Annotated in this window: 24 protein-coding genes; 12 read left to right on the forward strand and 12 right to left on the reverse strand. The window is 61.2% G+C overall.

Annotated features, from left to right (window positions below):
* Positions 1-8 precede the first annotated feature (8 nt).
* Positions 9-1,367: an extracellular solute-binding protein gene (locus Tal182_RS15270; protein WP_085859978.1), complete on the reverse strand. Its 1,359-nt coding sequence runs from the start codon at positions 1,365-1,367 to the stop codon at positions 9-11.
* A gap of 152 nt (positions 1,368-1,519) precedes the next feature.
* On the opposite strand from Tal182_RS15270, the gene Tal182_RS15275 reads away from it, so the two are divergent.
* Both Tal182_RS15275 and Tal182_RS15280 read left to right on the forward strand, forming a co-directional pair.
* A complete protein-coding gene (locus Tal182_RS15275; protein ID WP_085859979.1) occupies positions 1,520-2,554 on the forward strand; it encodes a sn-glycerol-3-phosphate import ATP-binding protein UgpC in 1,035 nt (344 codons plus the stop codon).
* Positions 2,555-2,645: 91 nt separating this feature from the next.
* Positions 2,646-3,650 (forward strand): sugar-binding domain-containing protein, encoded by a 1,005-nt coding sequence (locus Tal182_RS15280; protein ID WP_085859980.1) that lies wholly within the window; start codon positions 2,646-2,648, stop codon positions 3,648-3,650.
* 86 nt (positions 3,651-3,736) lie between these two features.
* Here the strand turns inward: Tal182_RS15280 and Tal182_RS15285 are convergent, their stop codons facing one another.
* The 3 genes from Tal182_RS15285 to Tal182_RS15295 all read right to left on the reverse strand — a co-directional run bounded on the left by Tal182_RS15285 (position 3,737) and on the right by Tal182_RS15295 (position 7,486).
* Positions 3,737-5,419, reverse strand: a complete 1,683-nt coding sequence (locus tag Tal182_RS15285) for a hypothetical protein (protein WP_085859981.1) — start codon at positions 5,417-5,419, stop codon at positions 3,737-3,739.
* A complete protein-coding gene (locus tag Tal182_RS15290; protein ID WP_064810765.1) occupies positions 5,419-6,477 on the reverse strand; it encodes a glycosyltransferase family 2 protein in 1,059 nt (352 codons plus the stop codon). The genes Tal182_RS15285 and Tal182_RS15290 overlap by 1 nt, the downstream gene beginning before the upstream one ends.
* Before the next feature lie 100 nt (positions 6,478-6,577).
* Entirely contained in the window at positions 6,578-7,486 is a 909-nt protein-coding gene (locus Tal182_RS15295; RefSeq protein WP_085859982.1) for an AraC family transcriptional regulator, read from the reverse strand.
* A gap of 204 nt (positions 7,487-7,690) precedes the next feature.
* On the opposite strand from Tal182_RS15295, the gene Tal182_RS15300 reads away from it, so the two are divergent.
* Positions 7,691-8,737: an NAD(P)-dependent alcohol dehydrogenase gene (locus tag Tal182_RS15300; RefSeq protein ID WP_085859983.1), complete on the forward strand. Its 1,047-nt coding sequence runs from the start codon at positions 7,691-7,693 to the stop codon at positions 8,735-8,737.
* Between the two features lie 94 nt (positions 8,738-8,831).
* Here the strand turns inward: Tal182_RS15300 and Tal182_RS15305 are convergent, their stop codons facing one another.
* The 4 genes from Tal182_RS15305 to Tal182_RS15320 all read right to left on the reverse strand — a co-directional run bounded on the left by Tal182_RS15305 (position 8,832) and on the right by Tal182_RS15320 (position 12,983).
* On the reverse strand, positions 8,832-9,914 hold the full coding sequence (locus Tal182_RS15305) for an acyltransferase (protein ID WP_085860958.1): 1,083 nt from the start codon (positions 9,912-9,914) through the stop codon (positions 8,832-8,834).
* Positions 9,915-10,227: 313 nt separating this feature from the next.
* On the reverse strand, positions 10,228-11,493 hold the full coding sequence (locus tag Tal182_RS15310) for an NAD(P)/FAD-dependent oxidoreductase (protein ID WP_085860959.1): 1,266 nt from the start codon (positions 11,491-11,493) through the stop codon (positions 10,228-10,230).
* 255 nt (positions 11,494-11,748) lie between these two features.
* The gene (locus tag Tal182_RS15315) at positions 11,749-12,276 is read right to left on the reverse strand and encodes a BA14K family protein (RefSeq protein ID WP_085859984.1); all 528 of its coding nucleotides are present in this window, start codon (positions 12,274-12,276) and stop codon (positions 11,749-11,751) included.
* 242 nt (positions 12,277-12,518) lie between these two features.
* Entirely contained in the window at positions 12,519-12,983 is a 465-nt protein-coding gene (locus Tal182_RS15320) for an Lrp/AsnC family transcriptional regulator (RefSeq protein ID WP_085859985.1), read from the reverse strand.
* Between the two features lie 155 nt (positions 12,984-13,138).
* Here Tal182_RS15320 and Tal182_RS15325 point away from each other — a divergent pair, with 155 nt between their 5' ends.
* From Tal182_RS15325 to Tal182_RS15340, 4 genes are all read left to right on the forward strand, one after another.
* Positions 13,139-13,858, forward strand: a complete 720-nt coding sequence (locus Tal182_RS15325) for an aspartate/glutamate racemase family protein (protein WP_085859986.1) — start codon at positions 13,139-13,141, stop codon at positions 13,856-13,858.
* Between the two features lie 234 nt (positions 13,859-14,092).
* On the forward strand, positions 14,093-15,010 hold the full coding sequence (locus Tal182_RS15330) for a helix-turn-helix domain-containing GNAT family N-acetyltransferase (protein ID WP_085859987.1): 918 nt from the start codon (positions 14,093-14,095) through the stop codon (positions 15,008-15,010).
* 60 nt (positions 15,011-15,070) lie between these two features.
* Positions 15,071-15,694, forward strand: coding sequence for a TetR/AcrR family transcriptional regulator (locus Tal182_RS15335; RefSeq protein WP_085859988.1), 624 nt, complete (start codon positions 15,071-15,073; stop codon positions 15,692-15,694).
* A gap of 108 nt (positions 15,695-15,802) precedes the next feature.
* Positions 15,803-17,017, forward strand: a complete 1,215-nt coding sequence (locus Tal182_RS15340) for an MFS transporter (RefSeq protein ID WP_085859989.1) — start codon at positions 15,803-15,805, stop codon at positions 17,015-17,017.
* Here the strand turns inward: Tal182_RS15340 and Tal182_RS15345 are convergent.
* A complete protein-coding gene (locus Tal182_RS15345) occupies positions 17,014-17,430 on the reverse strand; it encodes a helix-turn-helix domain-containing protein (RefSeq protein WP_085859990.1) in 417 nt (138 codons plus the stop codon). The two genes, Tal182_RS15340 and Tal182_RS15345, sit on opposite strands and share 4 nt — an antisense overlap.
* Before the next feature lie 123 nt (positions 17,431-17,553).
* On the opposite strand from Tal182_RS15345, the gene Tal182_RS15350 reads away from it, so the two are divergent.
* Entirely contained in the window at positions 17,554-18,462 is a 909-nt protein-coding gene (locus tag Tal182_RS15350; protein ID WP_085859991.1) for an SDR family oxidoreductase, read from the forward strand.
* A gap of 235 nt (positions 18,463-18,697) precedes the next feature.
* Here the strand turns inward: Tal182_RS15350 and Tal182_RS15355 are convergent, their stop codons facing one another.
* Positions 18,698-19,450: a pyridoxine 5'-phosphate synthase gene (locus Tal182_RS15355; RefSeq protein ID WP_085859992.1), complete on the reverse strand. Its 753-nt coding sequence runs from the start codon at positions 19,448-19,450 to the stop codon at positions 18,698-18,700.
* Between the two features lie 396 nt (positions 19,451-19,846).
* On the opposite strand from Tal182_RS15355, the gene Tal182_RS15360 reads away from it, so the two are divergent.
* The gene (locus Tal182_RS15360) at positions 19,847-20,539 is read left to right on the forward strand and encodes a MerR family transcriptional regulator (RefSeq protein ID WP_064803686.1); all 693 of its coding nucleotides are present in this window, start codon (positions 19,847-19,849) and stop codon (positions 20,537-20,539) included.
* 67 nt (positions 20,540-20,606) lie between these two features.
* On the opposite strand, the gene Tal182_RS15365 is transcribed toward Tal182_RS15360, so the two are convergent.
* On the reverse strand, positions 20,607-21,734 hold the full coding sequence (locus Tal182_RS15365) for an ATP-dependent RecD-like DNA helicase (protein WP_085859993.1): 1,128 nt from the start codon (positions 21,732-21,734) through the stop codon (positions 20,607-20,609).
* An 83-nt stretch (positions 21,735-21,817) separates the two neighbouring features.
* Complete coding sequence (locus Tal182_RS15370) at positions 21,818-22,741, reverse strand: LysR family transcriptional regulator (protein WP_085859994.1); 924 nt, start codon at positions 22,739-22,741, stop codon at positions 21,818-21,820.
* Positions 22,742-22,872: 131 nt separating this feature from the next.
* Here Tal182_RS15370 and Tal182_RS15375 point away from each other — a divergent pair, with 131 nt between their 5' ends.
* From Tal182_RS15375 to Tal182_RS15385, 3 genes are all read left to right on the forward strand, one after another.
* Positions 22,873-23,352: a carboxymuconolactone decarboxylase family protein gene (locus Tal182_RS15375; protein WP_064682658.1), complete on the forward strand. Its 480-nt coding sequence runs from the start codon at positions 22,873-22,875 to the stop codon at positions 23,350-23,352.
* Between the two features lie 67 nt (positions 23,353-23,419).
* Complete coding sequence (locus tag Tal182_RS15380) at positions 23,420-24,175, forward strand: SDR family oxidoreductase (RefSeq protein ID WP_064810776.1); 756 nt, start codon at positions 23,420-23,422, stop codon at positions 24,173-24,175.
* Between the two features lie 66 nt (positions 24,176-24,241).
* Entirely contained in the window at positions 24,242-24,658 is a 417-nt protein-coding gene (locus Tal182_RS15385) for a cupin domain-containing protein (protein ID WP_085859995.1), read from the forward strand.
* Positions 24,659-24,673: the final 15 nt, after the last annotated feature.

Here is a 24,673-nt window from a genome sequence, read left to right on the forward strand (position 1 = left end):
CCAAGGTTCTACTTTGCTGCATGAAGCTGCTCATACTGGCGAAGGATCTGGTTTCCGCGGGCCGCCGCGGCATCCAGCGCCTGCTGTGGTGTCTTCTGGCCGGTCCAGACACCCTGGATCTCTTCGACCAGAAGCGCCATCGCCTGATTGTGATTGCCGAAGCGGAAGCCGCGCGAGTTGTCGGTTGGGGTACCGCGTGTGAGCTGGAGAATGGCGATCTCGCGGGTCGGGTGGTCCTTGAAATAACCCTCGGACTTGGCCTGCTCATAGGCGGCGTTGGTCACCGGCACATAGCCGGTCTGCTTGCTCCACCAGACCTGCGTCTTCGGTGAGGCAAGGAAGTTCAGGAAGGCGGCAGCACCGGCATATTCTTCCTCCGACTTGCCTTTCAGGACCCAGAGCGCGCCGCCGCCGATGGTGCTGTTCTTCGGCTCAATGCCTTCCTCATGCGGCAGGAAGGTCGCGCTCCAATTGAATTTCGCGCCGCTCTCGACGGCGGCATGCGCCGCGGTGGAGGCCACATAGGTCGAGCAGGTTCCGGAGGTGAACAGCTGGTCTGGCGAGAGCCCCTGCCCGGCGATCTGCAGGATGCCGGCGTCCATCCAAGTCTTCAAGCGCGTCACCTGACCGACCACCAACGGGCTCTTGTTGAAGATGAATTCGGTGTCGAGGCCGCCGAAGCCATTCGCCTTGGTGCCGTAAGGCTGGTCCTGGATCGCAGCATAGTTCTCGATCAGGCTCCAGTAGAAGTCGTTGGCAAGCGCCATCTGGCACTTCGAGACACCTTTCTCTTTGATAGCACGCAGCTGCTTGTCGAGCTCCTGCCAGGTCTCGCCCGGCTTGTCGAAGCCAGCTGCCTTGAAGTGATCGGCATTGTACCAGAAGATCGGCGTCGAGCTGTTGAAGGGCATCGCCGCCGGCTTGCCGTCGACCAGATAGAAACCGGCGACCGGCGCGACGAAATCATTCCAGTCGATCTGGTAGCCTTCCTTCTCCATCAGCTCCGGCGCCGGAATGATCGCGCCGGAATTGTACATGGTCAGAAAGCCGCGCTCGGCGGCCTGGATCAGCACGGGCTGCTGATGGACGCGATAGGCGGCCACCATTGCCGCCATGGTCTCTTCATAATTGCCTTTGCCGATGCCGACGACCTCGTATTTGTCCTGCGAGGCGTTGAAGTCCTTAATCAGCTGGTTGGTGATCTCGGCCAGGCGACCGCCTGCCGCATTCCACCATTCGATCTTGACACGATCGGCGGCGCTGGCGTGGCTTGCATTTGCCAATCCGAGCGTCACCAGGGCAGCGCCCGCCGCGAATGACCGGATCGTCCGCCCGATACGGGACCCTATCGAAGACATTGCCGTCATTTCGTTTTCCTCTCCATTGCCTTTGTTCGCCGACCGGTGCGTCGAGCGCCGATCAACCCCTCCCAGAGTGGCGATAAAACAAGGTTGGGGTCACTTGTTACAAATGTCAATAGCATGTTACAAATGTATGACGACCTCGGAGGAAGGATGCCATGGCCGCTATCGAACTGATCGACCTGAAGAAGAATTACGGACCGGTGCCCGCGGTGAAAGGGATCAATCTGACTGTCGTGGACGGCGAAATGATTGTGCTGGTCGGCCCATCAGGATGCGGAAAATCGACCTTGCTGCGGATGATCGCGGGGCTCGAAGCGATAAGCTCCGGGCATCTCAGGATATCAGGCAATGACGTTGGCCATGTCGATCCGGCCGACCGCAACATTGCGATGGTCTTCCAGAACTACGCGCTCTATCCTCACATGACCGTTCGGCAGAACCTTGAATATGGACTCAAGAACCGCCGCGTTCCTCGCCACGAGATCGACCGGCGGATCGCGGACGCCGCCGACATTTTGGAAATCGGCGAATTCCTCGAGCGACGCCCCCGTCAGCTCTCGGGCGGACAGCGCCAGCGCGTCGCCATGGGCCGCGCCATCGTCCGCGATCCCGCCGCCTTCCTCTTCGACGAACCCTTGTCCAATCTGGATGCGAAGCTTCGCGTTCAAATGCGTGTCGAAATTCGCAGGTTGCAGCGGCAGCTCAAGACGACCAGTCTCTATGTGACGCACGACCAGCTTGAGGCGATGACCCTCGCCGACAGGCTCGTCGTCATGAATGGCGGCCGAATCGAACAGATCGGGACACCGGTCGAGGTGTATCGCCGTCCCGAAACTGTCTTCGTTGCCGGCTTTATCGGTTCTCCGCCGATGAACCTGATCGATCTGGATGAACTCGGCCCCAGCGACCTCGCGCTTCCCAGGGACACGGATCTCGTCGGCATCAGACCTGGTGCGATCAACCTCGGCGCCGGATCGGAGCATGATCTCCGGTTCGATGCCCATGTCGAATTGATCGAAACCGTCGGCGATGAGAACAACGTGCATCTGCGCATCGACGACAGCCGAAAGCGCATCATCGCGAGCGTGCCTACCGATCGACATCTGCGGGAAAGCGATCGCATTTCGTGTCATGTACGCATGGAAGCTTTGCATCCCTTCAACAAGTCGACCGGCCGGCGAACCGACTGATCGAGGTGAAGCGGCTGACACGGCCCCCGGCGATTGACAAGCGCCGGGGATTTGAGATCCATGGCGTCGAAGCGGAGGCGCAGTTTATCGCATGTCACAGAACAGAAGTGCTTCTTTTGCGCCCGTAGCGCTCCCCGACGAGCAGATGCAGGTGCGCGTGGTCTGGCTCTATTACATGGAAGGACGCACCCAGGGTGAGATCGCAGAAGCACTTTCGACCAACAGGCTTCGCGTCAACAAGATCATCGCCGAGGCGCGCCGATCTGGCCTTGTGACGATCACCCTCAATTCCCGGCTGACGTCCTGTGTCGCCCTGGAGCAGCAGCTGGCGGCAGAATTCAACCTCAATCGGGCAATTATCGTACCGACGCCCGAGGATGCGCAACTGATCCCCGTCCTGCTCGGCCAAGCGGCCGCCGATTATCTCGTCCAGCTTCTGAACGGCGGCGGTATCCGCGGCGTCGGCGTCGGGTGGGGAGCAACGCTCCGCGAGATGGTGCGTCATATGCCTTCGCTGAGACGGCCTGATATCTGCGTCAATTCGGTCATGGGCGGGCTGACGCACGGCATCGAAATCAATACCTTTGACATTGCAAGCGATCTTGCCCGCCAGCTCAATGCCGAATGCTCCTATCTGGCTGCTCCGATCTATGCCGGCAGCCCGGAATCGCGGACGGCAATCGTCCGGCAGGATGTTTTTGAATCAGCCTTTCGACAGATCGAGACGAATGATGTCATCGTGCTCAGCATCGGCGACATGACGGAGCGTTCGCTGCTGATGCGCTACGGCTTGCCACGCAACATCAACATAGAGGAATTGCTCGCAGCCGGTGCCTGTGGTGACGTGCTCGGCCAGTTCGTCGATAAGATCGGGCGGCCGATCGACCATGCGATAAACAGGTGCGCGATCGCTCCCGAGCTGGAGGCCCTGCGCGTCATTCCCAATGTCGTCTTCGCGTCAGGCGGCCTGAACAAGGCGCAGGCGATCGCAGCCGTGCTGCTGTCCGGCCTGGGCAACGTGCTGATTTGCGACGAAGACACGGCACGACAGGCACAACAGCTTGCGCTCGAGCTCAGGACGACCGGCAGTTCGTAGAGCCGAACAGGCACGGCATCGGCAGCCTGGAGCGTAAATCCAAAAGCTTAGAGCGGTTCTGCAGTACCGTGAAAAGCTGAACCGCTCTAAGACGCTCTGGCGCAACCGGCCGGGATCGAGAGAGGTTCCGCCGGCATTACCTTGTCGATCGCATAAAGCCGCGCGAAACCGGCATCCTCAATGAGCGTCAGTCCCGCCGGCATCAAGCTGCCGACATAACGGTCGGGGATATCGGCATTGGCAATGAGGATGAAATCGAAACGCCTGCGCCAATCCGACAGATAGGGCGTAAAATCCATATATTCCCGCATCATTGCCGGGCATGAAAGTACGGCGATCGACACCAGATTGCCCTCGGGAACTGCGATATGGGACCATGGCGGCAGGACGGAAAGCGGCTGCTTGCCCTTTGCCGTGAAGAGCGTCGGCACGAAAGCATGCGAGAACGGCACGGCGAGCGTCGGCAGATGCCTGAAGGTATCCAATCCCCAGGCAAAGTGCCGATTGGAATGGGCAAGGCTGCTGGCGGTCTCCGGTTCATGCCCCAGAGGCAGCACGGCCGTGCCGGCGGGTATCTTTCTCAGCACAGCCTCGACAGCCGCGACATCTTTCTGCGCCAGCCACCAATTCCACCCGATCCAGCCGGCTCGGCCGAAGACCGCAAGATTGATGACCAGCGCCAGCGACAGCGCCTGCCGGCGTGTCAAATTGGCAAACGGGCACACCATCGCCATGGCGACGAGCGCCGTCATGATCGGAAAGCGCCAGCTGATCCAGCCGGTGCCGAGAGCGTGTCGCGGCGAAATACAGGAAAGAAGCAACAATCCGCAGGCGGTAACGGCAAGCCCCGCATGCACCTGCATGTCGCCCGTACGTGCGGCCCGCGTGCAGATGAGGATCAGTGGCAGAAACAGCACGACGTCCACCAAGGGAACATAGGTCGTGATGGCGGAGACAAGGTTTATCAGGATCAGGATGACGCCATCGTTCCAGGCAAGCCCAAGGCCGCTCCCCCCGGCATCTGGTAAAGCAGCAGTGCGGAGGTACAACGCGAGCGGCGGTAGGGCGCAGGCACTGATCGCCAGCACCAATCGGCCGGTAAGCCTCGCCAAAGCGGCCTTTGATCGCAATATGTCGATGCGCCAGGAAAATTCGAGGCCGCAGACGATCGCTATATAGAAGCCCAGCGAGAAAATGTGCATCACCGTCAGCAGCAGTGCGGCGGCGAGCCGCCAGGCAAAAATCCAGACCGGATTTCCGCCCTGCAGCCGCAGATCGATGCACGAGAAGAACAAGGCCATGCCGAGGCCGATCTGAAAATTGATGAAGCCGCCGATCATCGTCGAACACCAGCCGAACGACAGCATGGCGATCTGCCAATAGTGCCGGCCACCGAAGAGCAAGCGGTGCAGCCCGATCGCACCAAGCGGCGGCAACACGATCGCCAGAAAGAGCAATGTCCGCGCCAACCTGTCGGTGCCGACCAGCGGCCCCAGCCAGACGGCGAGAAGATCTATCCCGACATTGGTGAAGGTGCGGTTCCAATCGATCGCATAGATCTCAGGGAACGGCTGTTCGCCGATGCCGCCCGAAAGCAGCCAAATCCGGGCGTAGTGATTGGCGTAGTCGAGAACCGGCGGAAAGTGAAACAGGACGACCAATGCAGCCGCAAGCGCGACGAAAACGGCGATCGCAATGGTAGAGTCCTGCCGGGCGATCAAATCCTCCGGCACGGCCGCGGCATGAACAGGCGCAGCAATTCGATTCATTATTTGATCCGGTTGCTCTTTTGCGGCCGCGGCAACTCTGCCGGCGCGAAGGCCGAATCCAGCGCGGCGCGCCGGTCGCCGGCGCTCATTTCAGAAAAGGTCGTCGGCAGTTCGGCCTGGTCGCCGCCCCGCAGGATCGTCTCGACCATGAACATCGGCCGCCTCTTGCTCTCCTGCACCAGACGGCCGAGATACTCGCCGATGATGCCGATGCAGATCAGCTGGATGGCGCTGAAGGCGCTGACAGCGGCCATGATCGACGACCAGCCGGTGACGGTCTCGCCCTGCAGCCAGCGAACGAAGGTATAGACGAGCAACGCCATCGCCACACCGGCGCTGATCATGCCGAGCCATGTGGCAATGCGCAGTGGCGTCGTTGAAAAGCTGGTGATCGCATCGAGGGCGAAATTGATCATTTTGCGCAGCGGATATTTCGTCGTTCCGGCAAAACGGGCGTCCCGCTCGTAAGGCAGAGCCACCTGCCGGCCGCCGATCCAGCTGACCATGCCGCGGATGAAACGATCACGCTCCGGCATCGCCAGAAGAATATCGACGACGCGCCGGCGCATCAGCCGGAAATCGCCTGTATCGCGTGGGATGCTTACAGAAGCGAACCTGGAGAGCGTGCGGTAGAAAAGCGAAGCGGAGGCGAGCTTGAACCAGGTTTCACCCTCGCGACGTGTGCGCTGACCGTAAACGACGTCGGCGCCGCGCTCCATGATCGGCATCATCATCAACAACAGCTCGGGCGGATCCTGAAGGTCGGCGTCGATCAGGAGCACGTGCTCGCCCCGTGACGCCGAAAGACCCGCCGTCGATGCCAGCTGGTGGCCGTGATTGCGCAGGAGGCGAACACCGAGCACCTGCGGCACCTTGGCTGCCAGATCCGAAATGATCTCCCAGGTGCCATCCGATGAGCCGTCATCGACGAGAATGAGTTCGAAGGCGTCACCGGCGACGCTCTGAGCAGCGGCGGCGGCGCGGCGGCAGAATTCGCGCAGGCCTTCTTCCTCGTTGTGACAAGGCGCGACGATCGAAAGGAACGGTGTTTGCGTCATGCGGACGACGGTGCCTGCTTGATTGTTGGCGCCAGCCTAGCCGGGAAACGTCAAACATCCTTTAATGCGGGCCGGCAGCAGCCGCCGAACGTCCCTAGCGCTATTCCGCCGCGATGATCTCGCGCACGCCGTCGACATCGCGGGCCGGCGAAGCGCCGTAAAGGCGGCTGTATTCGCGGCTGAACTGCGACGGGCTCTGATAGCCGACCCGGTGGCCGGCCGTGCCGGCATCGAGACGCTCGACGAGCATCAGCCGGCGCGCCTCGTGCAGGCGAAGCTGCTTTTGATATTGGACGGGCGTCATCGCCGTCACCGACTTGAAATGATGATGGAAGGACGACACGCTCATATTGACGCGTTCGGCAAGGGTCTCGATGCGCAGCGGCCGCGCAAAATTCTCCTTCAGCCAGGCAACGGCGCGTGCGATCCGGTTGCTGTGGCTGTCAGCTGTGGCGATGTTGATCAGCCGCGCGCCGTGCGGCCCAGTCAGCACCCGATAAAGGATTTCCTGCTCGATCAGCGGCGCCATGGCGGGAATGTCGCCTGGACGATCGAGCAAGCGCAGCAGGCGGACGGCGGCATCCATCAGCTCCGGCGGCGCGACGTTCACCACCATCCCGCGCTGCCCGTCGGTATGGGCAGCCGGCCGCGGAACGTCGATGCGGCTGAGCAACTCCAGCAGTTTCTCGGAATCGATTGCCAGCGCGAGACAGAGATGCGGCACCTCGGGGCTCGCTTCCGTGACCCGCCAGGCGACCGGCAGGTCGAGCGAGGTCAGGAGATAGTCGCCGGTCCCGTAGCTGATCTGCTCCGTGCCGAGCTGCAGGCTTTTCGCCCCCTGCAGCACGAAGGCGAAACACGGGCGGTAGCTGCTGTGTAAGGGATCGCTCGGTTTGGAGCGGCGGCTGACATGAAGATTGCCGATGGCAGTCGCGAACTCACCGTCGCCAGGTGCAAAGCGCATCGCGATGTCGACGATTTCCTGATAGGGGCTGAAGGGCAAGGTCATGCGGCAACTCTTTCTGTCGATTGTCCGACGCCGTCGATACCGCTCCTATCTAGAGTGCCTTGGCAGTTTCGCAAACAGATAGGCGCCTCACTTTTGCAGGATCGTGCAAAAAGCTGAGAGGATTGCTCTAACCCTCTCCCGCCGTTCCGGGCAATAGTCCGCCATCCCGCTCAACCCCTCCCATAAACGAAAAGGAAGGTTCCCATGCCTATTGCAAGAGGCTACGCTGCCACCGACGCTTCCAAGCCGCTGACCCCTTTCACCTTCGAGCGCCGCAACCCGAACCCGGATGACGTCGTCATCGACATCAAGTTTGCCGGTATCTGCCATTCGGACATCCACACCGTCCGCAACGAATGGAAGAACGCCGTTTATCCGATCGTGCCCGGCCATGAGATCGCCGGCATCGTCTCGGCCGTCGGTTCGGCCGTCACCAAGTTCAGGGTCGGCGACCGCGTCGGCGTCGGCTGCTTCGTCGATTCCTGCATCGGCTGCGCCGAGCGCGACCTCGACCGCGAACAGTACATGCCGGGTCTCAGCGGCACCTACAATGACTTCGAAGCCGACGGCAAGACGAGGACGCAGGGCGGCTATTCCGACTCGATCGTCGTCAAGGAAGGCTATGTCATGTCCATTCCCGACAACCTGCCGCTCGACGCCTCCGCGCCGCTGCTCTGCGCCGGCATCACGCTCTATTCGCCGCTGCGCCACTGGAATGCCGGCCCCGGCAAGAAGGTCGCGATCGTCGGCATGGGCGGCCTCGGCCACATGGGCGTCAAGCTGGGCTCGGCCATGGGCGCCGATATCACCGTTCTCTCCCAGAGCCTTTCCAAGAAGGAAGACGGTTTGAAGCTCGGCGCCAGGGAATATTACGCCACCAACGACTCGGAAACCTTCACCAAGCTCGCCGGCACGTTCGACCTGATCATCTGCACCGTCAGCGCCGAGATCGATTGGAACGCCTATCTCGGCCTCCTGAAGGTGGACGGCTCCTTCGTGGTCGTCGGCGCTCCGGAAAATCCGATCCCGGTGCATGCCTTCTCGATCATCCCAGGCCGCAAGAGCATCTCCGGCTCGATGATCGGCTCGATCAAGGAAACCCAGGAAATGCTGGATTTCTGCGGCAAGCACAACATCGTCTCCGAGATCGAGAAAATCAACATCGACCAGGTCAACGAAGCCTATGAACGCGTCCTGAAAAGCGACGTCCGCTACCGCTTCGTCATCGACATTGCTTCGCTGGCGGCGTGAGGAAATTGAAGGCGGCTCCTTCGGGGGCCGCTGTCTAACCGGCGCGGACCACCTGCGACCGGCCGTCTCGAAGTGTAACATCAAGTCTGGACGGCTAGATAGGCCTCCAACGAAGCCACAATTTTCGGACTGGGGACTGTATCGAGATGGCGATCAAGTGCGCCATCAGCAATGACAGCGGCAAAAGGAATACGACCAAGGAAACTGCGTCTCGGTGGCATTCGCCGCCCCAGGAGGTATTTCCGAGCCCCAGATAATTGCGCAAAGCATAACAATCGCCCACCCCGTAAGTTGCGAGAAGAATAAGCAGCGGGACGTGCACAAGGTAGAGCGGGTAGGATATCTCGCCCATCCAGGTGGCTATGCGTTCGAATAGGGCGTTTCTTTCGAGACCCAAGCCAAACCAGATGATGACCGGGTGAGCGACGAATATCAGGAGCAGATAGTATTTTCGCTCGGTGAGGATGAATCCCGAATAAAGCACCACAAGAGCGGCCACCAAAATCCAGCCGGGCCACGCAGGAAGCCCGATGCGGAAGCCTTGCCGCCACAAACAACTGATAAGCACTCCGCCATAGAAAGATGCCAGCACCCGGGGAAAGCCTCCGACGATATCGCCCCAAACGGAGCCCGGCGGGTACCGAAAGTGCCACAAAGCCACAATGAATGCCGGCGTCGATAGCACAACGGCTGAAACGGCCACCCGGAAGCGAGCCCCGGTGAACAGGAAGACTGCGTTGGCCACGACTTCGAAGAACAATGACCACGCCGGGCCGTTGAAGGGCAGAATGCCAAGAACGGTGTCCGACGGAGCTGGAAGGATCAGCAGGCTGGTGACGGATGACGCGACAAAAGCGCTGACGCTCCAGCTTTCCAGATGACCAATCAATGGGATAACCGAAATGGCGCCTAACAATGTGCATACCAGGTAGACGGGATACAATCGCGCGATACGGTGATGAATGAAGTCTCGGCGGCCACCTGTCTGCAACAGGCTCTCGCCGTATCTTTCGGCCAAGACGAAACCGCTTAACATGAAGAAAAGATCGACGGCAGCATAAGCGACGGGAAACTTGTTGCTGGAATGATAGACGAGCACGAGTATTGCGGATGCTCCCCGCAAAAGATCGAGCATCCAGAAACGGTGTTTTCCTTGTACAATCACGTCGCTCGTCAAGCAGAGATCTCGCACGCTTTCTTCCGGACCACTGATCTATAATTATTCGAAGCAAAGGCCTTTGGCGAGCAGATTGCTCTACATCTGCTCACACTATACGCCGCCAACCATCTCCAAACGGGGATTCTTCTTAAATAGGCACGCCCCGCAACCGCAGCAGATACTCCACCCCGTTGAACGGATCAGGCCCCGAATGCCGGCGCAGGCGTGGCGGCCCAGTCATCGGGGCGTAGTGATCAAAAGCGGTTTCCACGGTCCCCGCCCCGCTGGTCAGCCCCGGCAATTGCTGCTGGACGCTCAACACGCCAGCAGCCTACCCCTCCTCCCGCATCGTTTCCCGCTGCGTGATCAGCCGGGCGCTGTGCTGGCCGCTCAGATAAATCCACAGCCAGCTCCAGGCGACGGAGAAGCGCGAGCGGGTGCCGATCAGGAAGTAGATATGGGCGAGGCCCCAAATCCACCAAGCGATCCAGCCTTTCAGCTTGATCCGGCCGAAATCGATGATCGCCGCACTCTGGCCGATCGTCGCGAGACTCCCCTGGTGCCGGTAACGGAAGGGCGCCGGCGCCGGCTTACCCGAAAGACGCGCGCGGATGACCTTGGCGACATAAGCGCCCTGCTGCTTTGCTGCGGGTGCGATACCCGGCACCGGCTTGCCGTCCTCGCGCATCACCGAGGCGGTGTCGCCGATGACGAAGACATCGGGCAGGCCGGGCGCGCTCAGATCCTTTTCGACGACTACACGCCCTGCCCGGTCGGCCGGCACGCCGAGCCAGCGAGCTGCCGGCGAAGCTGTGACGCCGGCGGCCCAGACGATCGTCCGGCTCGGGACGAAGGTCTCGCCGATCTGCACGCCGTCGGCGCCGCACTCCGTCACCGGCTTGCCGAGGAGGACCTCGACCCCGAGTTTCTCCAGCGCCTTTTGCGCATAGGCCGAAAGCTCCTCGGCGAAGGTCGGCAGCACACGCGGGCCGGCCTCGACCAGCACGACGCGGGTCTTGCGCGTATCGATGTTGCGGAATTCGTCCGGCAGGGTGAAATGCGCGAGCTCGGCGATGATGCCGGCAAGCTCGACGCCGGTCGGCCCGGCGCCGACGATGGTGAAGGTCAGCAGCGCATCGCGCACGGCCGGATCGGCCTCCATCTCCGCCTTCTCGAAGGCAAGCAGCACCCGTCGGCGGATCGTCGTCGCATCCTCCAACGTCTTCAGGCCGGGCGCCACCGGCTCCCATTCGTCACGGCCGAAATAGGCATGCGTCGCCCCTGTCGCCAGCACCAGCGTGTCGTAACCCAGAGTCATGCCGTTGCGTAACGAAACCGTCTTCGCGCCGCTGTCGACATCGGTGGCCTCGCCGAGCAGCACCGTCACGTCGGGCCGGTCGGCATAGAGGCGGCGGATCGGCCAGGCGATTTCCGAAGTGGAGAGAATGGTGGTCGCCACCTGATAAAGCAGCGGCTGGAAGAGATGATGGTTGCGCCGGTCGACGAGCGTGATCTTCACGCCTGCGCCCTTCAATCCGTTGACGAGCTGCAGCCCGCCGAAACCGCCGCCGACAACGACGACGTGATGATCGCTCATGCCCTGCCCCTTCTGCGCCATTTTGCTGAAAGCCAATGTGGGCTTCGGCGCAAAGGTTGCAACTGCCGTTTTGGAATGCCTCCCCTGCACCGATCGCAGTCGACCAAGCCCGCGAAGTTTGCGGAGCGGAAATCACGCGGAGTTATTGCTGCCCAGACTGGCCTCTGCTGATGTTCGATACAGACAGGCCGTCCGAACAGATCATGACGTCGATCGGCCTAGAACCAGTTCACAGCGCCGATGCGCAAGCGCCAATCAATAGGGACCGATGCACTGGCGACGGGGTCCATAATAGGGCTGGAAGGTATTATCGAAAGCCCTGTATGAACGATAACGCGCGTAGCACCAGCTCACATGGCTGCCGCCCCGCCCATAATAGACGGTCGATGCATAGTTCCGATAGGGCGGAGCATAATACCGGCCATAGTAGCGGTAAGGCGGCCCATAATATCGGTAAGGCGAGCCATAATACCGGTAAGGCGAGCCGTAATAGCGGTAGGGTGAGTCGTAATAGCCGTAAGGCGACCCGTAATAGCGGTAAGGCGAGCCGTAATAGGGCTGTGACAATGCGCTGCCGATGATGGTGCCGACGGCTAGACCGCCTAAGGCCCAGCCCAAGTTATCTCGTCGATGATGTCCGCCTCGGCCACGCCATCGTACTTGCTCTATCTGCTGCTGCTGTGCCTCGATCTTGGGTGGGTTCATAGCCGGAAACGCCTGAGCGGGCGTGATGCCAGGGGCACCTATGATCAAGCATAACGCGGCGACGGTTAGCTTTCTCATGACTGTTCTCCTCTATCCTCCAACTGGAGGAAATATCCTCCCCTCCTCCTGAACTAAAGGTGAACGCAATATGTCGAAAAACGTTCCGTAGCGAGACAAATGAATCGCTATCGCCGGCGCTGGAGATTGTCGGCTCCGCGTGCAATCGTGTTGGGCGCCCGGATCAGAGAAGTTTTCCCCCAGCATGAAAAAGCGACGAATATCTCCGTCGTTCATACTGCCATGCCTCGGCACATGACTGTTCATCGGACGTAACCCACGGGTATCGCCATTCCATGTTTCAACTCTTCCATCGAGATCGAAGCCGAGACGTCGAAGAGTTCCAGCTTGCGCACGATCTGCTTGTAGATGACATCGTAATGCTCGACGCGCGGCAGCACGATCTTCAGAATGTAATCGTGGTTGCCGGTCAACCGGTGCGCCTCGACGATCTCGGGAATATCGCTGATGATCCTGCGAAAACTCTCCGTCCACTCGTCCGAATGATGGGCCGTCTTGACCAGCGCGAAAACCGTCGTCGGCACGCCCATCCTTTCGCGGTCGAGCACGACGATGCGCCTGGCGATATAGCCGGTCTCCTCCAGTCGCTGGATGCGCCGCGAACAGGCCGAGACCGATAGCGACACGCGTTCGGCCAGATCGGTCACGGATATGCCAGCATCCTTCTGCAGCATGTCGAGAATACGTCTGTCGCGATCGTCCAGCATGTGCGTGAAGTCAACTCTGCGCCTTGAACTTGCGCAATCTTACCACACCACGCAAAATAGTGGCACAAATCTCGCGCGAAGAACAAATAACGCAAACATGCCGCGCCGGAAATACGGCATGATTTTCGAAACTCGAAGCATGGGAGCATAAAGAGATGGAAACGATCGGCCTGATCGGCGGCATGAGTTTCGAAAGTTCGGCGGTCTATTATCGCCTTGTCAACGAGATGGTGCGCGCCCGCAAGGGCGGCCTCGCCTCGGCCGAGCTCATCCTGCACTCGGTCAATTTCGAAGAGATCGTCGCTCTTCAGAAGGCCGGCGACTGGGCTGGCGCCACCCGCCGCCTCGGCGATGTTGCCGAACGCCTTCAGGCTGGCGGCGCCGGCTGCGTCCTCATCTGCACCAACACCATGCACCTGATCGCCGAGGAGGTCGCGGCAAGGATTTCCGTGCCGCTGATCCACATCATCGACGAGACGGCGAAATCGCTGCATGCCGCCGGCCGCAAGCGCCCGCTGCTGCTCGCCACCCGCTACACGATGGAGCACCGCTTCTACGCCGACCGCATGAAGAACCTCGGCCTCGACATCATGGTGCCCAACGCCGCCGACCGTACCACCGTGCACGACATCATTTTCAACGAGCTCTGCGCCGGCTGGGTGCACGACCGCTCGCGTGAGAAACTGATCGATATCATCGACCGCGCCATGGAAAACGGCGCCGACAGCATTATCCTCGGCTGCACCGAGATCTGCCTGATCCTCGATCCCGATCGCCTGCCGCTGCAGGGCTTCGACACGACGGCGATCCATGCCCGGGCAGCGGTGGAATTCGCTCTAGGCGCCGAGGAAGAGGCGGAAGAGGAAGCCGCGTAACGCCGCCGACAATTTAGTTGACTCAGTCAACCAAATGCATGACAAGGGTCTTCATACGGAGACTTTTGTCAGTGTGTTGACACAGTCGGCCAACCCTTCTTTCGTCATGCTCGGGCTTGTCCCGAGCATCTGCTTCCGGTCGATAGGGCAGCAGATCCTCGGCACAAGGCCGATGACGGCGAGCGAGGAGCGGGCCTTGTCAGCAAATTGCGAGATCTCCCCCTGGAGATCACCATGTCCGACATCGCCCTCATCGAAACCGCCCGCGACTTCAACCGCTTCTACACGAATTTCCTCGGCCTCCTGAACAAGGCCTATCTCGATTCGTCCTACACACTGACGGACGCCCGCATCCTCTTCGAAATCGGCTCACATGCAGGCGTCAGTGCCACCGCACTCGCCCGCGACCTTCATCTCGACCCGGCCTATCTCAGCCGCATCCTCAAGCGTTTCCGCGCCGAGAGGCTGATCGAGACCAGCCCCGACCCGGCCGATCTGCGCAGCCAGATCATCATTGTCACTGACCGGGGACGAGAAGAGTTCGAAGAACTCGGACGGCGCGCCAACGCGCAGATCGCCGCCCGTTTCGCCACGCTCGCAACCGGCGAGCCGCAGGCGGTCGTCTCGGCCATGAACACGATCCGCGCCCTGCTAGACCCGGCCGCGAAACCCGCGCCGGCGATCATCCGCGCCCATCGCGCCGGCGATATCGGCTGGATCGTCGAAAGCCAGAGCCGCTTCTATACCGAGGAATATGGCTGGGACCTGCGCTTCGAGGCGCTGGCCGCCGAAGTCGCCGGAAAGTTCCTCGCCAATTTCGATCCCGAGAAGGAATATTGCTGGATCGCCGAGCGCGGCGCCGTCAATGTCGGCTCGGTCCTCGTCACCAATGGCGGCGATGGCATCGCCAAACTGCGCCTGCTCTATGTCGACAAATCAGCCCGCGGCCTCGGGCTCGGCAAGCTGCTGGTCGACGAATGCATCCGCTTTGCCAAACAGAAGGGCTATCGCCAGCTTTCGCTCTGGACCAATGACATGCTGGAGGCGGCCCGCGGCATCTACATCAAAGCAGGCTTCCGCCTTGTCTCCGAGGAGAGACATAAGAAGTTCGGCCCCGAGGCGAATGGCCAGACCTGGGTACTCGATCTCTGAATTTGCTGCATCGCAGAAATTCTGCTTGATTTGGAAACGACCATTCCCTAATTAGGAGCCATGACCGTTGCCGACCTCACAACAGACCAAAAAACCCGCAGCCGCGGCCGTCCGCGCGAATTCGATATGGACGCAGCCCTCGATGCGGCCCTGCGGATGTTTTCCGAGCGCGGCTACCACGCCACCTCGATCAGCGAGCTGGCCGAGGCGATGGGCCTTGCCTCGGGCAGCATCTACAAGGCGTTCAAGGACAAGCGCGGCATCTTCGTTGCCGCCTTTGCCCGCTATCGCAAGCGCGGCCGGCGGCGCCTGGAAGCAATGATCGCGTCGGCCGAAACTGGCCGCGAAAAGGTCTTTCAGATGGTGATGTATTATACGGAGCTCTCGCATGGCGAGGCCGGCCGCAAAGGCTGTCTCATCGTCGGCGGCGCCAATGACTTCGCCTTGCTCGACGATGAAACTGCCGCCCATGTCGTCACTGCCTTTGCCGCCGACGAGAAGCTGATGGCCGATCTCATCCGCATCGGCCACGCCGACGGCACCATCCCGAAGAGGGTGGACCCTGATGCCGCTGCCCTCGCCTTTCTCTGCTTTACCAAGGGCTTGCGCGTCATCGGCAAAACAGGACGCAGCAGGCAGGAGATGGTCGCCGCAGCCGAAGCGGCGATGAAGCTCGTGACCTGAACGGGTGCGCCCGGACGATCGAAACAGCGGCATCCGGTCAAGGATCGGGTGGCCGCAGCCAGCATTCTTGCATTTAATTCTCATAATCTTTGAATACCGGAGTTTCTGATGAGCATTTCAGCCACCACGCCGGACAAGGTCATTCCAGAAGCGCTGTCCCCCTGGCTCACCTTCCTTTTTGCCGCCGCCTGTGGGCTGGTGGCCGCCAATCTCTATTACGGCCAGCCGCTTGCCGGCCCGATCAGCGCCGATCTCGGCTTCTCCCCCGCCGCAACCGGCCTGATCGTCACGCTGACGCAGATCGGCTACGGCCTCGGCCTGCTGCTGATCGTGCCGCTCGGCGACCTCACGGAAAACCGCCGGCTGGTGCTGCTGCTAATCGCCGTCTCTGCCGTGGCGCTGATCGGTGCCGCACTGTCGACGACGCCTGCGATGTTCCTCACCGCCTCGCTCTCCATCGGCCTCGCCTCGGTCGCCGTTCAGGTGTTGGTTCCCTTTGCCGCCAACATGGCGCCGGATGCCACACGCGGCCAGGTCGTCGGCAATGTCATGAGCGGCCTGCTCTGCGGCATCATGCTGGCGCGGCCCTTCGCGAGCTTCGTTGCCGAGGCCTCCTCCTGGCACATGGTCTATTACGTCACGGCAGCACTGATGCTCGTGCTCGCCATCGTGCTCCGCGCCAACCTGCCGGTCCGTATGCCGAAGACGAAACTCTCCTATGGCGAACTTCTTGCCTCCATGGCTCATCTGGCGCTGACCTCGCGCGTGCTGCAGCGCCGCGCCCTTTACCAGGCCGGCATGTTCGGCGCCTTCAGCCTTTTCTGGACGACGACGCCGCTGCTGCTCGCAAGCCCGGCCTTCGGCCTGACGCAGAACGGCATCGCCCTCTTCGCACTTGCCGGAGCGGCCGGTGCTCTCGCCTCGCCGATCGCTGGCCGGCTTGCCGACCGCGGCATGACCAGGATCGCCTCGACCTTCGCCATGCTGCTCGGCATGGCCTCCTTCCTGATCAGCAATTTCGCAAGCGATGGCTCGCTCACCGCCCTGATCCTTCTGACCGTGGCGGCGATCACGCTGGATTTCGGTGTGACGACCAATCTCGTCTGCGGCCAGCGCGCCATTTACGGCTTGAATCCGGAACACCGCAGCCGGCTGAACGGCCTCTTCATGGCCACCTTCTTTGCCGGCGGCGCGCTCGGCTCGGCGCTCGGCGGCTGGGCCTATGCGACCGGCGGCTGGACGATGACGGCCTGGATCGGCTTCGCCTTCCCGGCACTGGCCTTCCTGCTGTTCCTGACGGAAGGGCGCGGCAACAAAGCCTAGCTCTCTGCAGAATCGAAACGGAAGCGGGCGTCACGAACTGCTTCGTGGTTCGCTTCCGCCCAATTCAAGAGCTGCGACAGCGGCTGGTAGAGCGAACGGCCGAGATCGGTCATCGAATATTCGACGCTCGGCGGCTTGGTCGGGAAGACTTCCCGATGGACATAACCGTCCCTCTGCAGGTCGCGCAGCGTCTGCGTCAGCATGCGCTGCGAGATATCGGGGAGCATCCGCCGCAACTCGCCGAACCGGCAAGGCCGAGCCGCCAGCACCTCAAGCAGTAGCGTCGACCATTTGCCGCCGATATGCTGCATCATGTCCCTGACCGGGCAGTTGGAAAAATCGAGACCGGCGAGATCGATCTCGCGCCGCATTCCCGGCATCCTGCTCTTCAGACTCAGGACCTCGCCGCTCATCTGCTGGTTCCCTTTTGGTAACGTACAGCCGAAAAACTGCCTCCTTTACACCGCGAAGTCAATTCCTATTCTAGTGTTAGTCTCTTTTTGAGACCAACGTCAAAACGCAGAAGGAAATGACGTATGAGCGAAACCATCCTGGTCACCGGCGCCGCCGGACAGCTCGGCCAGCGTGTCATCCACCATCTCATCGAGACCTATAAGGTCGCCCCCACCAGGATTGTCGCGGCGACGCGTAGCCCGGAAAAGCTCGCTGGGCTGGCAAACAAGGGCGTCGTCACCCGCAAGGCTGATTTCGATGATGCGGCCAGCCTGGAGAAGGCCTTCGCCGGCGTCGACCGGCTGCTGATCATCAGCACCGACGCGCTCGATACCCCCGGCAAGCGCCTCAGCCAGCACAAGGCCGCCGTCGCTGCTGCCGTCAAGGCAGGCGTCAAGCACATCGCCTATACCTCGATGCCGGCCCCGGACGATTCGCTCGTCATCTTCGCGCCCGATCACCTCGGCAGCGAAAACGCCGTCAAGACAAGCGGCATCGCCTATACGATCATCCGCAACGCCTGGTACCACGACAATTACTTGCACGGGATGCCGCACAACCTGCAGGGCGGCAAATGGTACAGCGGCACGGGCGACGGCAAGATCTCGACCATTGCGCGCGACGACTGCGCCCTGGCGATCGCAGCCGCCCTCGCCTCCGGCACTTCCGAAAGCGCCACCTATACGCTGACCGGCACTGAACTGCTGACCAACCGGCAGGTCGCCGCCACCGTCTCCGAGGCCGCCGGCAAGCCGCTCGACGTGGTCGACGTCAATGACGAACAGCTCGGCCAGGGCATCCGCGGGGCCGGCCTCCCCGGCTTCATCGCCGACATGCTGGTCTCCGCCGACGCCAACATCCGCGCTGGCAAATTCGAGATCGTGACCGAAGACTTCACCAAGCTGACGGGTAAACAGCCGCAGCCGCTGAAGGATTTCTTCGTGGCGCATAAGGCTGCATTGACGGCCGCCGGCAGCGCTGGGGGCCATTGAGCACTTGGCTCATCCCTGCGCTTGCCGCAGGGATAAGGCTTTGAATGAGAAAAACTCATTGCCGCAAATGAGTCACTCGCGGGGCAGACGCGCCGTGGCTGGGTTCCTGTGACAAGCACAGGAATCCAGTGCGCCCAAGTCCTTGGGGCGCGGCAGACTCTATATGCACCGTGCGTCTCACCGCCAGAACGTCGTGACTCGATCCCCCTCAAGGCGCTAACGGCAACGACCTTCCTCAAACTTTCTGCCCACAAGCCCTGCAAAACCGCCGCACCGTTTCCGCCATGCCATATTCCAGCGCATCGGCGGTCAGCCCATGGCCGATAGAAACTTCGGCAAGATCGGGAATGCGCTTCACCAGATCAGGCAGGTTTGCGACGGTCAGATCATGCCCGGCATTGACGTCAAGACCGATCGCCAGTGCAGCGTCTGCGGTCTTTCTCAGCGCTTCGAGGATGGGAGCCGCCCGCTCGGGCGCGTCGTAGCAGCCGCCATAGGGGCCGGTATAGAGTTCGATCCGGTCGGCGCCGACCGCCTTGGCGATCTTGACCGCTTCCGCATCGCCGTCGCCGTCGGCAAAGAGTGAGACCCGGCATCCCATCTTTTTCAGCCGCGCGACGACGTCGGTGAGGAACGCCTGGTGTTTGCGGAAGTCCCAGCCGTGATCGGAGGTCGCCTGCGACGGGTCGTCGGGCACCAGCGTCACCTGCTCGGGTGCGGCGCCGGCACAGAGTTCGAGGAATTCCTCTGTGGGATAACCCTCGATGTTGAACTCGGCCTTTGGGAATTCGTCGTCGATCAGGTTGCGGATGACGGGTAAGTCGGAAAATCTTATATGGCGCTGGTCGGGGCGCGGATGCACCGTCAGGCCGCTGGCGCCAGCGGCAAGGGCGATTCGGCCGAGGGCTTCGACGCTCGGCCAGGGGAGATCGCGCCGGTTGCGCAGCATGGCGATGGCGTTGAGGTTCACGGAGAGCTTGGCTGGCATGGCGGATTATCCATCTCGGAAACGGGAGGCCCCGCTTTTAAGCCAAGTGCCCGGCGATGGCCAACGAGAATCGCAGATGAATGCGACGCCGATCATTGATGGATCGGCAGTACAGTCGTGAGGGACGTACCCGGCGGGCGCAGTGCGTGTTTTGCTAGAACCTTCGCGCAAAGCCTGCAAAACACACCGTCGCGTTGCTATCCCATTTAAAAGAGATTATTTTTAGCACTTATAAAAAAGATCGTTCACGCATAACGTGGACATTGTGTCGCGTAAACGTAGGCCGCGTACTGCTTCTTTCCCCATGTAAGACGCTCAGAGGAAACCCCACTCGCCGCGACCGGGAAGCAACTGGCAAATCCGCATGAGGTGCAACAAGATGCCCTAGGAGGGTTCATGCCAGACGGTTCCAAACGCCTGTTTGCTGCCGCCGGTATCGCTTCGGAGGCCCGGTCGAAATACCGGTTCCTGCCTTCTGCCGCGCTGCCGCCGGATCTACCGGAAGGTCCGGTGCCTATCGCCGATATGGCCAACGCATTCGGCGTTACGCACAGGACGCTGCATTTCTACGAAGAAAAGGGATTGATCTCGGCCAATCGCATCGGCCTGATGCGGGTCTATGGCCAGGACGACGTGATGCGCATGGCTGTCATCACCGTCTGCCGCGAAACGGGCATGCCGATCGCGGTTATCCAGGAATTGATGGACGAGCTTCGCAAAGCCGATTCGCAGGAATCGGCCGAGGCGATGTTTCGCGAGGCCTTGCAGGTGCGCAAGCGCGAGCTGACGGCCGAAATGTCGACGCTGCACCGCCAACTCCAGCAGGTCGGCGATCTACTGGATTTCGACGACGGCATGGAGACGCAGCCGCTCAACGACAATCAGGACAGTTCCAGCCTGACCGAGCAGGAACTGCGTTGCCTGGAATTGATGGCAGAGGGCTATTCCACCCAGCGCATCGCTCGGGCGCTCGACCTGAGGCATGACGAAACCAGGGATCTCGAAGCTGGAATCATCCTGAAATTCCGCGCCAACAACCGTTTTCAGGCGATCGCCAAAGCCGTCCTGCTCGGCATCGTGCAGGCTTGACGCACGGACAACGCCCCGACGGCCGCACCGCCCCTTCCACTTGATCGGGATCGCGACGCGATCGGGATCAGCGCACGATCGTCAGCGTCTCCGCCGCGCGTGTGATCGCGGTGTAGAGCCAGCGTTCCCGCGTGTCGCGAAAGGCCCAGCTCTCGTCGAAGAGCACGACGTCGTTCCATTGCGAGCCCTGCGCCTTGTGAACGGTCAGGGCATAACCATAGTCGAACTCGTCGTAACGCTTGCGGGTGTTCCAGGGGATTTCGCCTTCGACATCCTCGAAGGCCTGCTTGAGCAGCTTGATCTTCGCCGCCCCGCGATCCATGTCGTCGTCCTCCGGGCGGACGAGGAGATTGATGCCGGGCTTCGTCGTTTCCTTGGACGAGGTCATCACCTGCCACAGCGAGCCGTTGAGCAGGCCCTTGGCCGGATCGTTCCGAAGACAGACGAGCTTGTCGCCGGTCTGCGGATAATCGGCGCTGAAGCCCTTCAATTCGCGCAGACGCTGATTGTAGCGCCGCCTTGTCCGGTTGGTGCCGACGAGCACCTGGTCGGCATCGAGCACGAGCTGCTGCGTCACCTCGTTCTTCGAGATCACCTTGGCCGTGCCGTAGTCGCCATACATGATCTCATTGCCCTCGCGCACCTGCATGGCGAGCTTGATGATCGGATTGTCGCGCGCCTGCCGGTGAATATCGGTGAGCAGATAATCCGGGTCCTGGTTGGTGAAGTAACCGCCGCCCGAAACCGGCGGCAGCTGGCCGGGATCGCCGAGCACCAGGATCGGCGTGCCAAAGCTCATCAGGTCCTTGCCGAGCGCCTCGTCCACCATCGAGCATTCGTCGACGATGATCAGCGCCGCTTTCGCGACCGGGCTCTGCCGGTTGATCGAAAACATCGGCGCGATCGAGGTCTTGCCGGTTTCCTCGTCCTCCACCGCTTCCTCGCCGCGCGGGCGATAGATCAGCGAATGAATGGTCTTGGCGTTGGAGGCGCCGCGCGAGCGCAGCACCTGCGCGGCCTTGCCGGTGAAGGCGGCAAACAGCACGTCGCCGTCGACATTCTCGGCGAAATGCCGGGCAAGCGTCGTCTTGCCCGTTCCGGCATAGCCGAACAGGCGAAAGAGCGGCGAGCGCCCTTCGTTCAGCCATTTCGAAACAGCCTTCAGGGCTTCATCTTGTTGCGGCGCAAATTGCATGATCAGACGACTTGGCAGGATTCGCCTGACTTAGGCAAGGCGGAAACTGATACTGCGTGGCCGATGGCGGCAGACCCTTGCACTCACCCGTCCCAGCCCCGATCCACGCCGCCGCACATCGACGGGTCCTGCCCCATCGCATCGATCAGAAAATCCAGAACCGTCTTGACGCGCAGCGCCATGTTGCGTCGCGAGGGATAGACGACGGTGACCGGCAGCCGGCTCGGCTGAAAATCCTTCATCACCGGGATCAGCCGGCCGACGGCTATATCGGGTTTGGCGATGATGTGGGAGAGCACCGCAAGGCCCGCCCCGGCAAGGGCTGCCCTGTGGATGGCGACGGCGTTGCAGGCCGTCAGCCGCGGCGAGATCCTTACCGATATGTCTTCCGAGCCGTTCGAAAATGACCAGGTATTGGCCGCGCCCGCCCTGTTGTAACAGAGACATTCATGATCCTTGATGTCCTTCGGTACGCGCGGAGGAGCCCTTCGCTCGAGATAAGCGGGAGACGCGACGAGGAAGGCTGTCGTCCAGCCAATCCGGCGGCAGACGAGGCTGCTATCGGCGACCGGACCCAGGCGCACTTCAAGGTCCAGGCGCTCCTCAATCATGTCGGAGCTTTGCTCCCTGAAGAGCAGTTCGACTGAGAGCTTGGGATGGGCAGCGAGAAGATCGCCCAGCCGCTCGCTGAGATAAAGGCCGAGTGGTGCCGGAACGCTCAGCCTGACCTTCCCCGAAGCGATCGCTCCATCCGACCCGGCGGCATCGCCGAGCTCTTCCACCGCGTCGAGAATCCTCAGCGCCATCGGCATCATTCGCTCGCCTTCGGCCGTCAGCGACAGGCCGCTTGTCGTGCGATGCAAGAGGCGCATGTTGAAATGGCTTTCGAGGGCTGCGACCTGGCGTGAAACCGCCGGCTGAGTCACGTCGAGATCGTGTGCTGCCGCCGAAAACGATCCCGTCTCTACCACGCGCTGAAAGGTCCGTAATGCCGAAACGATATCCATGACAGCCCCCTCATACTTTTGCGCATAGGCTTTATGCCGCCAGACTAAGCGAGAATGGCTTTACAGTCCAGCAATTAAGGATATCTTTTATCCATAAGGATAATAACTGTCCTTAATTAGAGGAGGACGACATGACCCAGCGATTGAACTATGCCCAGCAGTCCCCCGAGCTTTTCAAGAAATTCATGGAATTCAGCATGGCGCTCCGCAGCAGCGTGATCGACGAGAAACTGCAGGCCTTGGTCGAAATCCGGGCTTCGCAGATCAACGGATGCGGCTTTTGCCTCGACATGCATGTGAAACAGGCAAAGATCCATGGCGAGAGCGAGCTCAGAATCTATCACGTCGCCATCTGGCGGGAATCGAACTTGTTCATTCCCCGTGAGCGCGCGGCACTGGCATGGACCGAAGCCCTGACGAAGCTGCCGGAGGGCGGCGTTCCCGACGAGATCTACGAGCGGGTTCGCGGCCAGCTTTCCGAAAAGGAAATCTCCGACCTGACCTTCGTGGTCATGGCTATCAATGCTTGGAACCGCGTCAATGTCGGCTTCAAGACCGTACCGGGCACGGCCGACAAGGCCTACGGCCTCGACAAGGCTGGCCTGAACTAACCCCTGCAATTCATTGAGAAGATTAAATTTGACGCTGCCGCGCCGCGACAGCGAAGGGAGATCCGTTATGAAAATCGTCGTCATCGGCGGAACCGGCCTCATCGGTTCGAAAACTGTCGAACGCCTGCGCAAGCGCGGCCATGAGGTGATTGCCGCCTCGCCGAACTCCGGCGTCAACACGATCACCGGGGAAGGGCTGGCGGAAGCGCTTGCCGGCGCAGAGGTCGTACTCGACCTTGCCAATTCGCCCTCCTTCGAGGACAAGGCCGTGCTCGAATTCTTCGAGACCTCGGGACGCAATCTTCTCGCCGCCGAAAAGGCCGCCGGCGTCAAGCATCATATCGCGCTTTCGGTCGTCGGCACCGAGCGCCTGCAGGAAAGCGGCTATTTCCGCGGCAAGCTCGCCCAGGAAAAGCTGATCAGGGCCTCGGGTATTCCCTACACCATCGTGCATTCGACGCAGTTCATGGAATTCCTGAATGGCATCGCCCAATCCGGCACGGTCGGCCAGACGGTCCGCCTGTCGCCGGCCTATGTGCAGCCGATCGCCTCCGATGACGTCGCCGACGCCATGGCCGACGTGGCGCTCTCCACCCCGGCCAACAAGACGATCGAGATATCGGGTCCCGAACGCGCTCGCCTCAGCGACCTCGTCGCCCGCTATCTAAAGGCGATGAAGGACCCGCGCACCGTCGAGGCCGACGCCGAGGCGCGATATTTCGGCGCAAGGCTGAACGATCAGTCGCTCATCTCCGACGACAATCCGCGGCTCGGTTCGATCACCTTCGAAGAGTGGTTTGCCAAATCAGCCGAGTCGAAGTGATTGGTTTGCCTCAGGACGCGGCCACTCGGGCGCGTCCTCTCCACCCCAGCAACAAAGGAGATTGCCATGATCAGAGCATCAATCATCGCCGCCGCGCTCGCCTTTCTGGCAGCCACCGGAGCTTCCGCCCGAGACAGCAGCAAATCTGCCAAGGTGACGCTCGTCTATGAGCACGAGCTGCCGAACGTACCCGGCAAGAGCATCAAGGGCGTGCTGGTCGAATACGGCCCCGGCGGCTTCTCCGAAGGCCATACCCACCCGGACTCGGCCTTCATCTACGCCACCGTGCTCGAGGGATCGATCCGCAGCCAGGTCAATGACGGCCCGGTCAAGGTCTATCAGGCCGGAGAAAGCTTCTCGGAAATGCCGGGCGACCGCCACGGCGTCAGCGCCAATGGCAGCGAGATCAAGCCCGCCCGCCTGCTCGCCGTCTTCGTCGTCGACACCAAGCAGAAAGAGCTGACCTTCCCGCTGCAGAACTGATGGTCGATCCTTGAT

The organism is Rhizobium sp. TAL182, assembly GCF_002117725.1.
Taxonomy (GTDB): Bacteria; Pseudomonadota; Alphaproteobacteria; order Rhizobiales; family Rhizobiaceae; genus Rhizobium; species Rhizobium esperanzae.

Coding starts and splice junctions, on each gene's coding strand:
- Tal182_RS15270 (WP_085859978.1), bottom strand. CDS start 1,367: ATGACGGCAATGTCTTCGATAGGGTCCCGTATCGGGCGGACGATCCGG.
- Tal182_RS15285 (WP_085859981.1), bottom strand. CDS start 5,419: ATGAATCGAATTGCTGCGCCTGTTCATGCCGCGGCCGTGCCGGAGGAT.
- Tal182_RS15380 (WP_064810776.1), top strand. CDS start 23,420: ATGAAAATCGTCGTCATCGGCGGAACCGGCCTCATCGGTTCGAAAACT.
- Tal182_RS15320 (WP_085859985.1), bottom strand. CDS start 12,983: ATGCTGGACGATCGCGACAGACGTATTCTCGACATGCTGCAGAAGGAT.
- Tal182_RS15275 (WP_085859979.1), top strand. CDS start 1,520: ATGGCCGCTATCGAACTGATCGACCTGAAGAAGAATTACGGACCGGTG.
- Tal182_RS15365 (WP_085859993.1), bottom strand. CDS start 21,734: ATGCAATTTGCGCCGCAACAAGATGAAGCCCTGAAGGCTGTTTCGAAA.
- Tal182_RS15355 (WP_085859992.1), bottom strand. CDS start 19,450: ATGCCAGCCAAGCTCTCCGTGAACCTCAACGCCATCGCCATGCTGCGC.
- Tal182_RS15295 (WP_085859982.1), bottom strand. CDS start 7,486: ATGACCTTGCCCTTCAGCCCCTATCAGGAAATCGTCGACATCGCGATG.
- Tal182_RS15335 (WP_085859988.1), top strand. CDS start 15,071: ATGACCGTTGCCGACCTCACAACAGACCAAAAAACCCGCAGCCGCGGC.
- Tal182_RS15370 (WP_085859994.1), bottom strand. CDS start 22,741: ATGGATATCGTTTCGGCATTACGGACCTTTCAGCGCGTGGTAGAGACG.
- Tal182_RS15385 (WP_085859995.1), top strand. CDS start 24,242: ATGATCAGAGCATCAATCATCGCCGCCGCGCTCGCCTTTCTGGCAGCC.
- Tal182_RS15345 (WP_085859990.1), bottom strand. CDS start 17,430: ATGAGCGGCGAGGTCCTGAGTCTGAAGAGCAGGATGCCGGGAATGCGG.
- Tal182_RS15290 (WP_064810765.1), bottom strand. CDS start 6,477: ATGACGCAAACACCGTTCCTTTCGATCGTCGCGCCTTGTCACAACGAG.
- Tal182_RS15360 (WP_064803686.1), top strand. CDS start 19,847: ATGCCAGACGGTTCCAAACGCCTGTTTGCTGCCGCCGGTATCGCTTCG.
- Tal182_RS15310 (WP_085860959.1), bottom strand. CDS start 11,493: ATGAGCGATCATCACGTCGTCGTTGTCGGCGGCGGTTTCGGCGGGCTG.
- Tal182_RS15340 (WP_085859989.1), top strand. CDS start 15,803: ATGAGCATTTCAGCCACCACGCCGGACAAGGTCATTCCAGAAGCGCTG.
- Tal182_RS15375 (WP_064682658.1), top strand. CDS start 22,873: ATGACCCAGCGATTGAACTATGCCCAGCAGTCCCCCGAGCTTTTCAAG.
- Tal182_RS15280 (WP_085859980.1), top strand. CDS start 2,646: ATGTCACAGAACAGAAGTGCTTCTTTTGCGCCCGTAGCGCTCCCCGAC.
- Tal182_RS15330 (WP_085859987.1), top strand. CDS start 14,093: ATGTCCGACATCGCCCTCATCGAAACCGCCCGCGACTTCAACCGCTTC.
- Tal182_RS15300 (WP_085859983.1), top strand. CDS start 7,691: ATGCCTATTGCAAGAGGCTACGCTGCCACCGACGCTTCCAAGCCGCTG.
- Tal182_RS15325 (WP_085859986.1), top strand. CDS start 13,139: ATGGAAACGATCGGCCTGATCGGCGGCATGAGTTTCGAAAGTTCGGCG.
- Tal182_RS15350 (WP_085859991.1), top strand. CDS start 17,554: ATGAGCGAAACCATCCTGGTCACCGGCGCCGCCGGACAGCTCGGCCAG.
- Tal182_RS15315 (WP_085859984.1), bottom strand. CDS start 12,276: ATGAGAAAGCTAACCGTCGCCGCGTTATGCTTGATCATAGGTGCCCCT.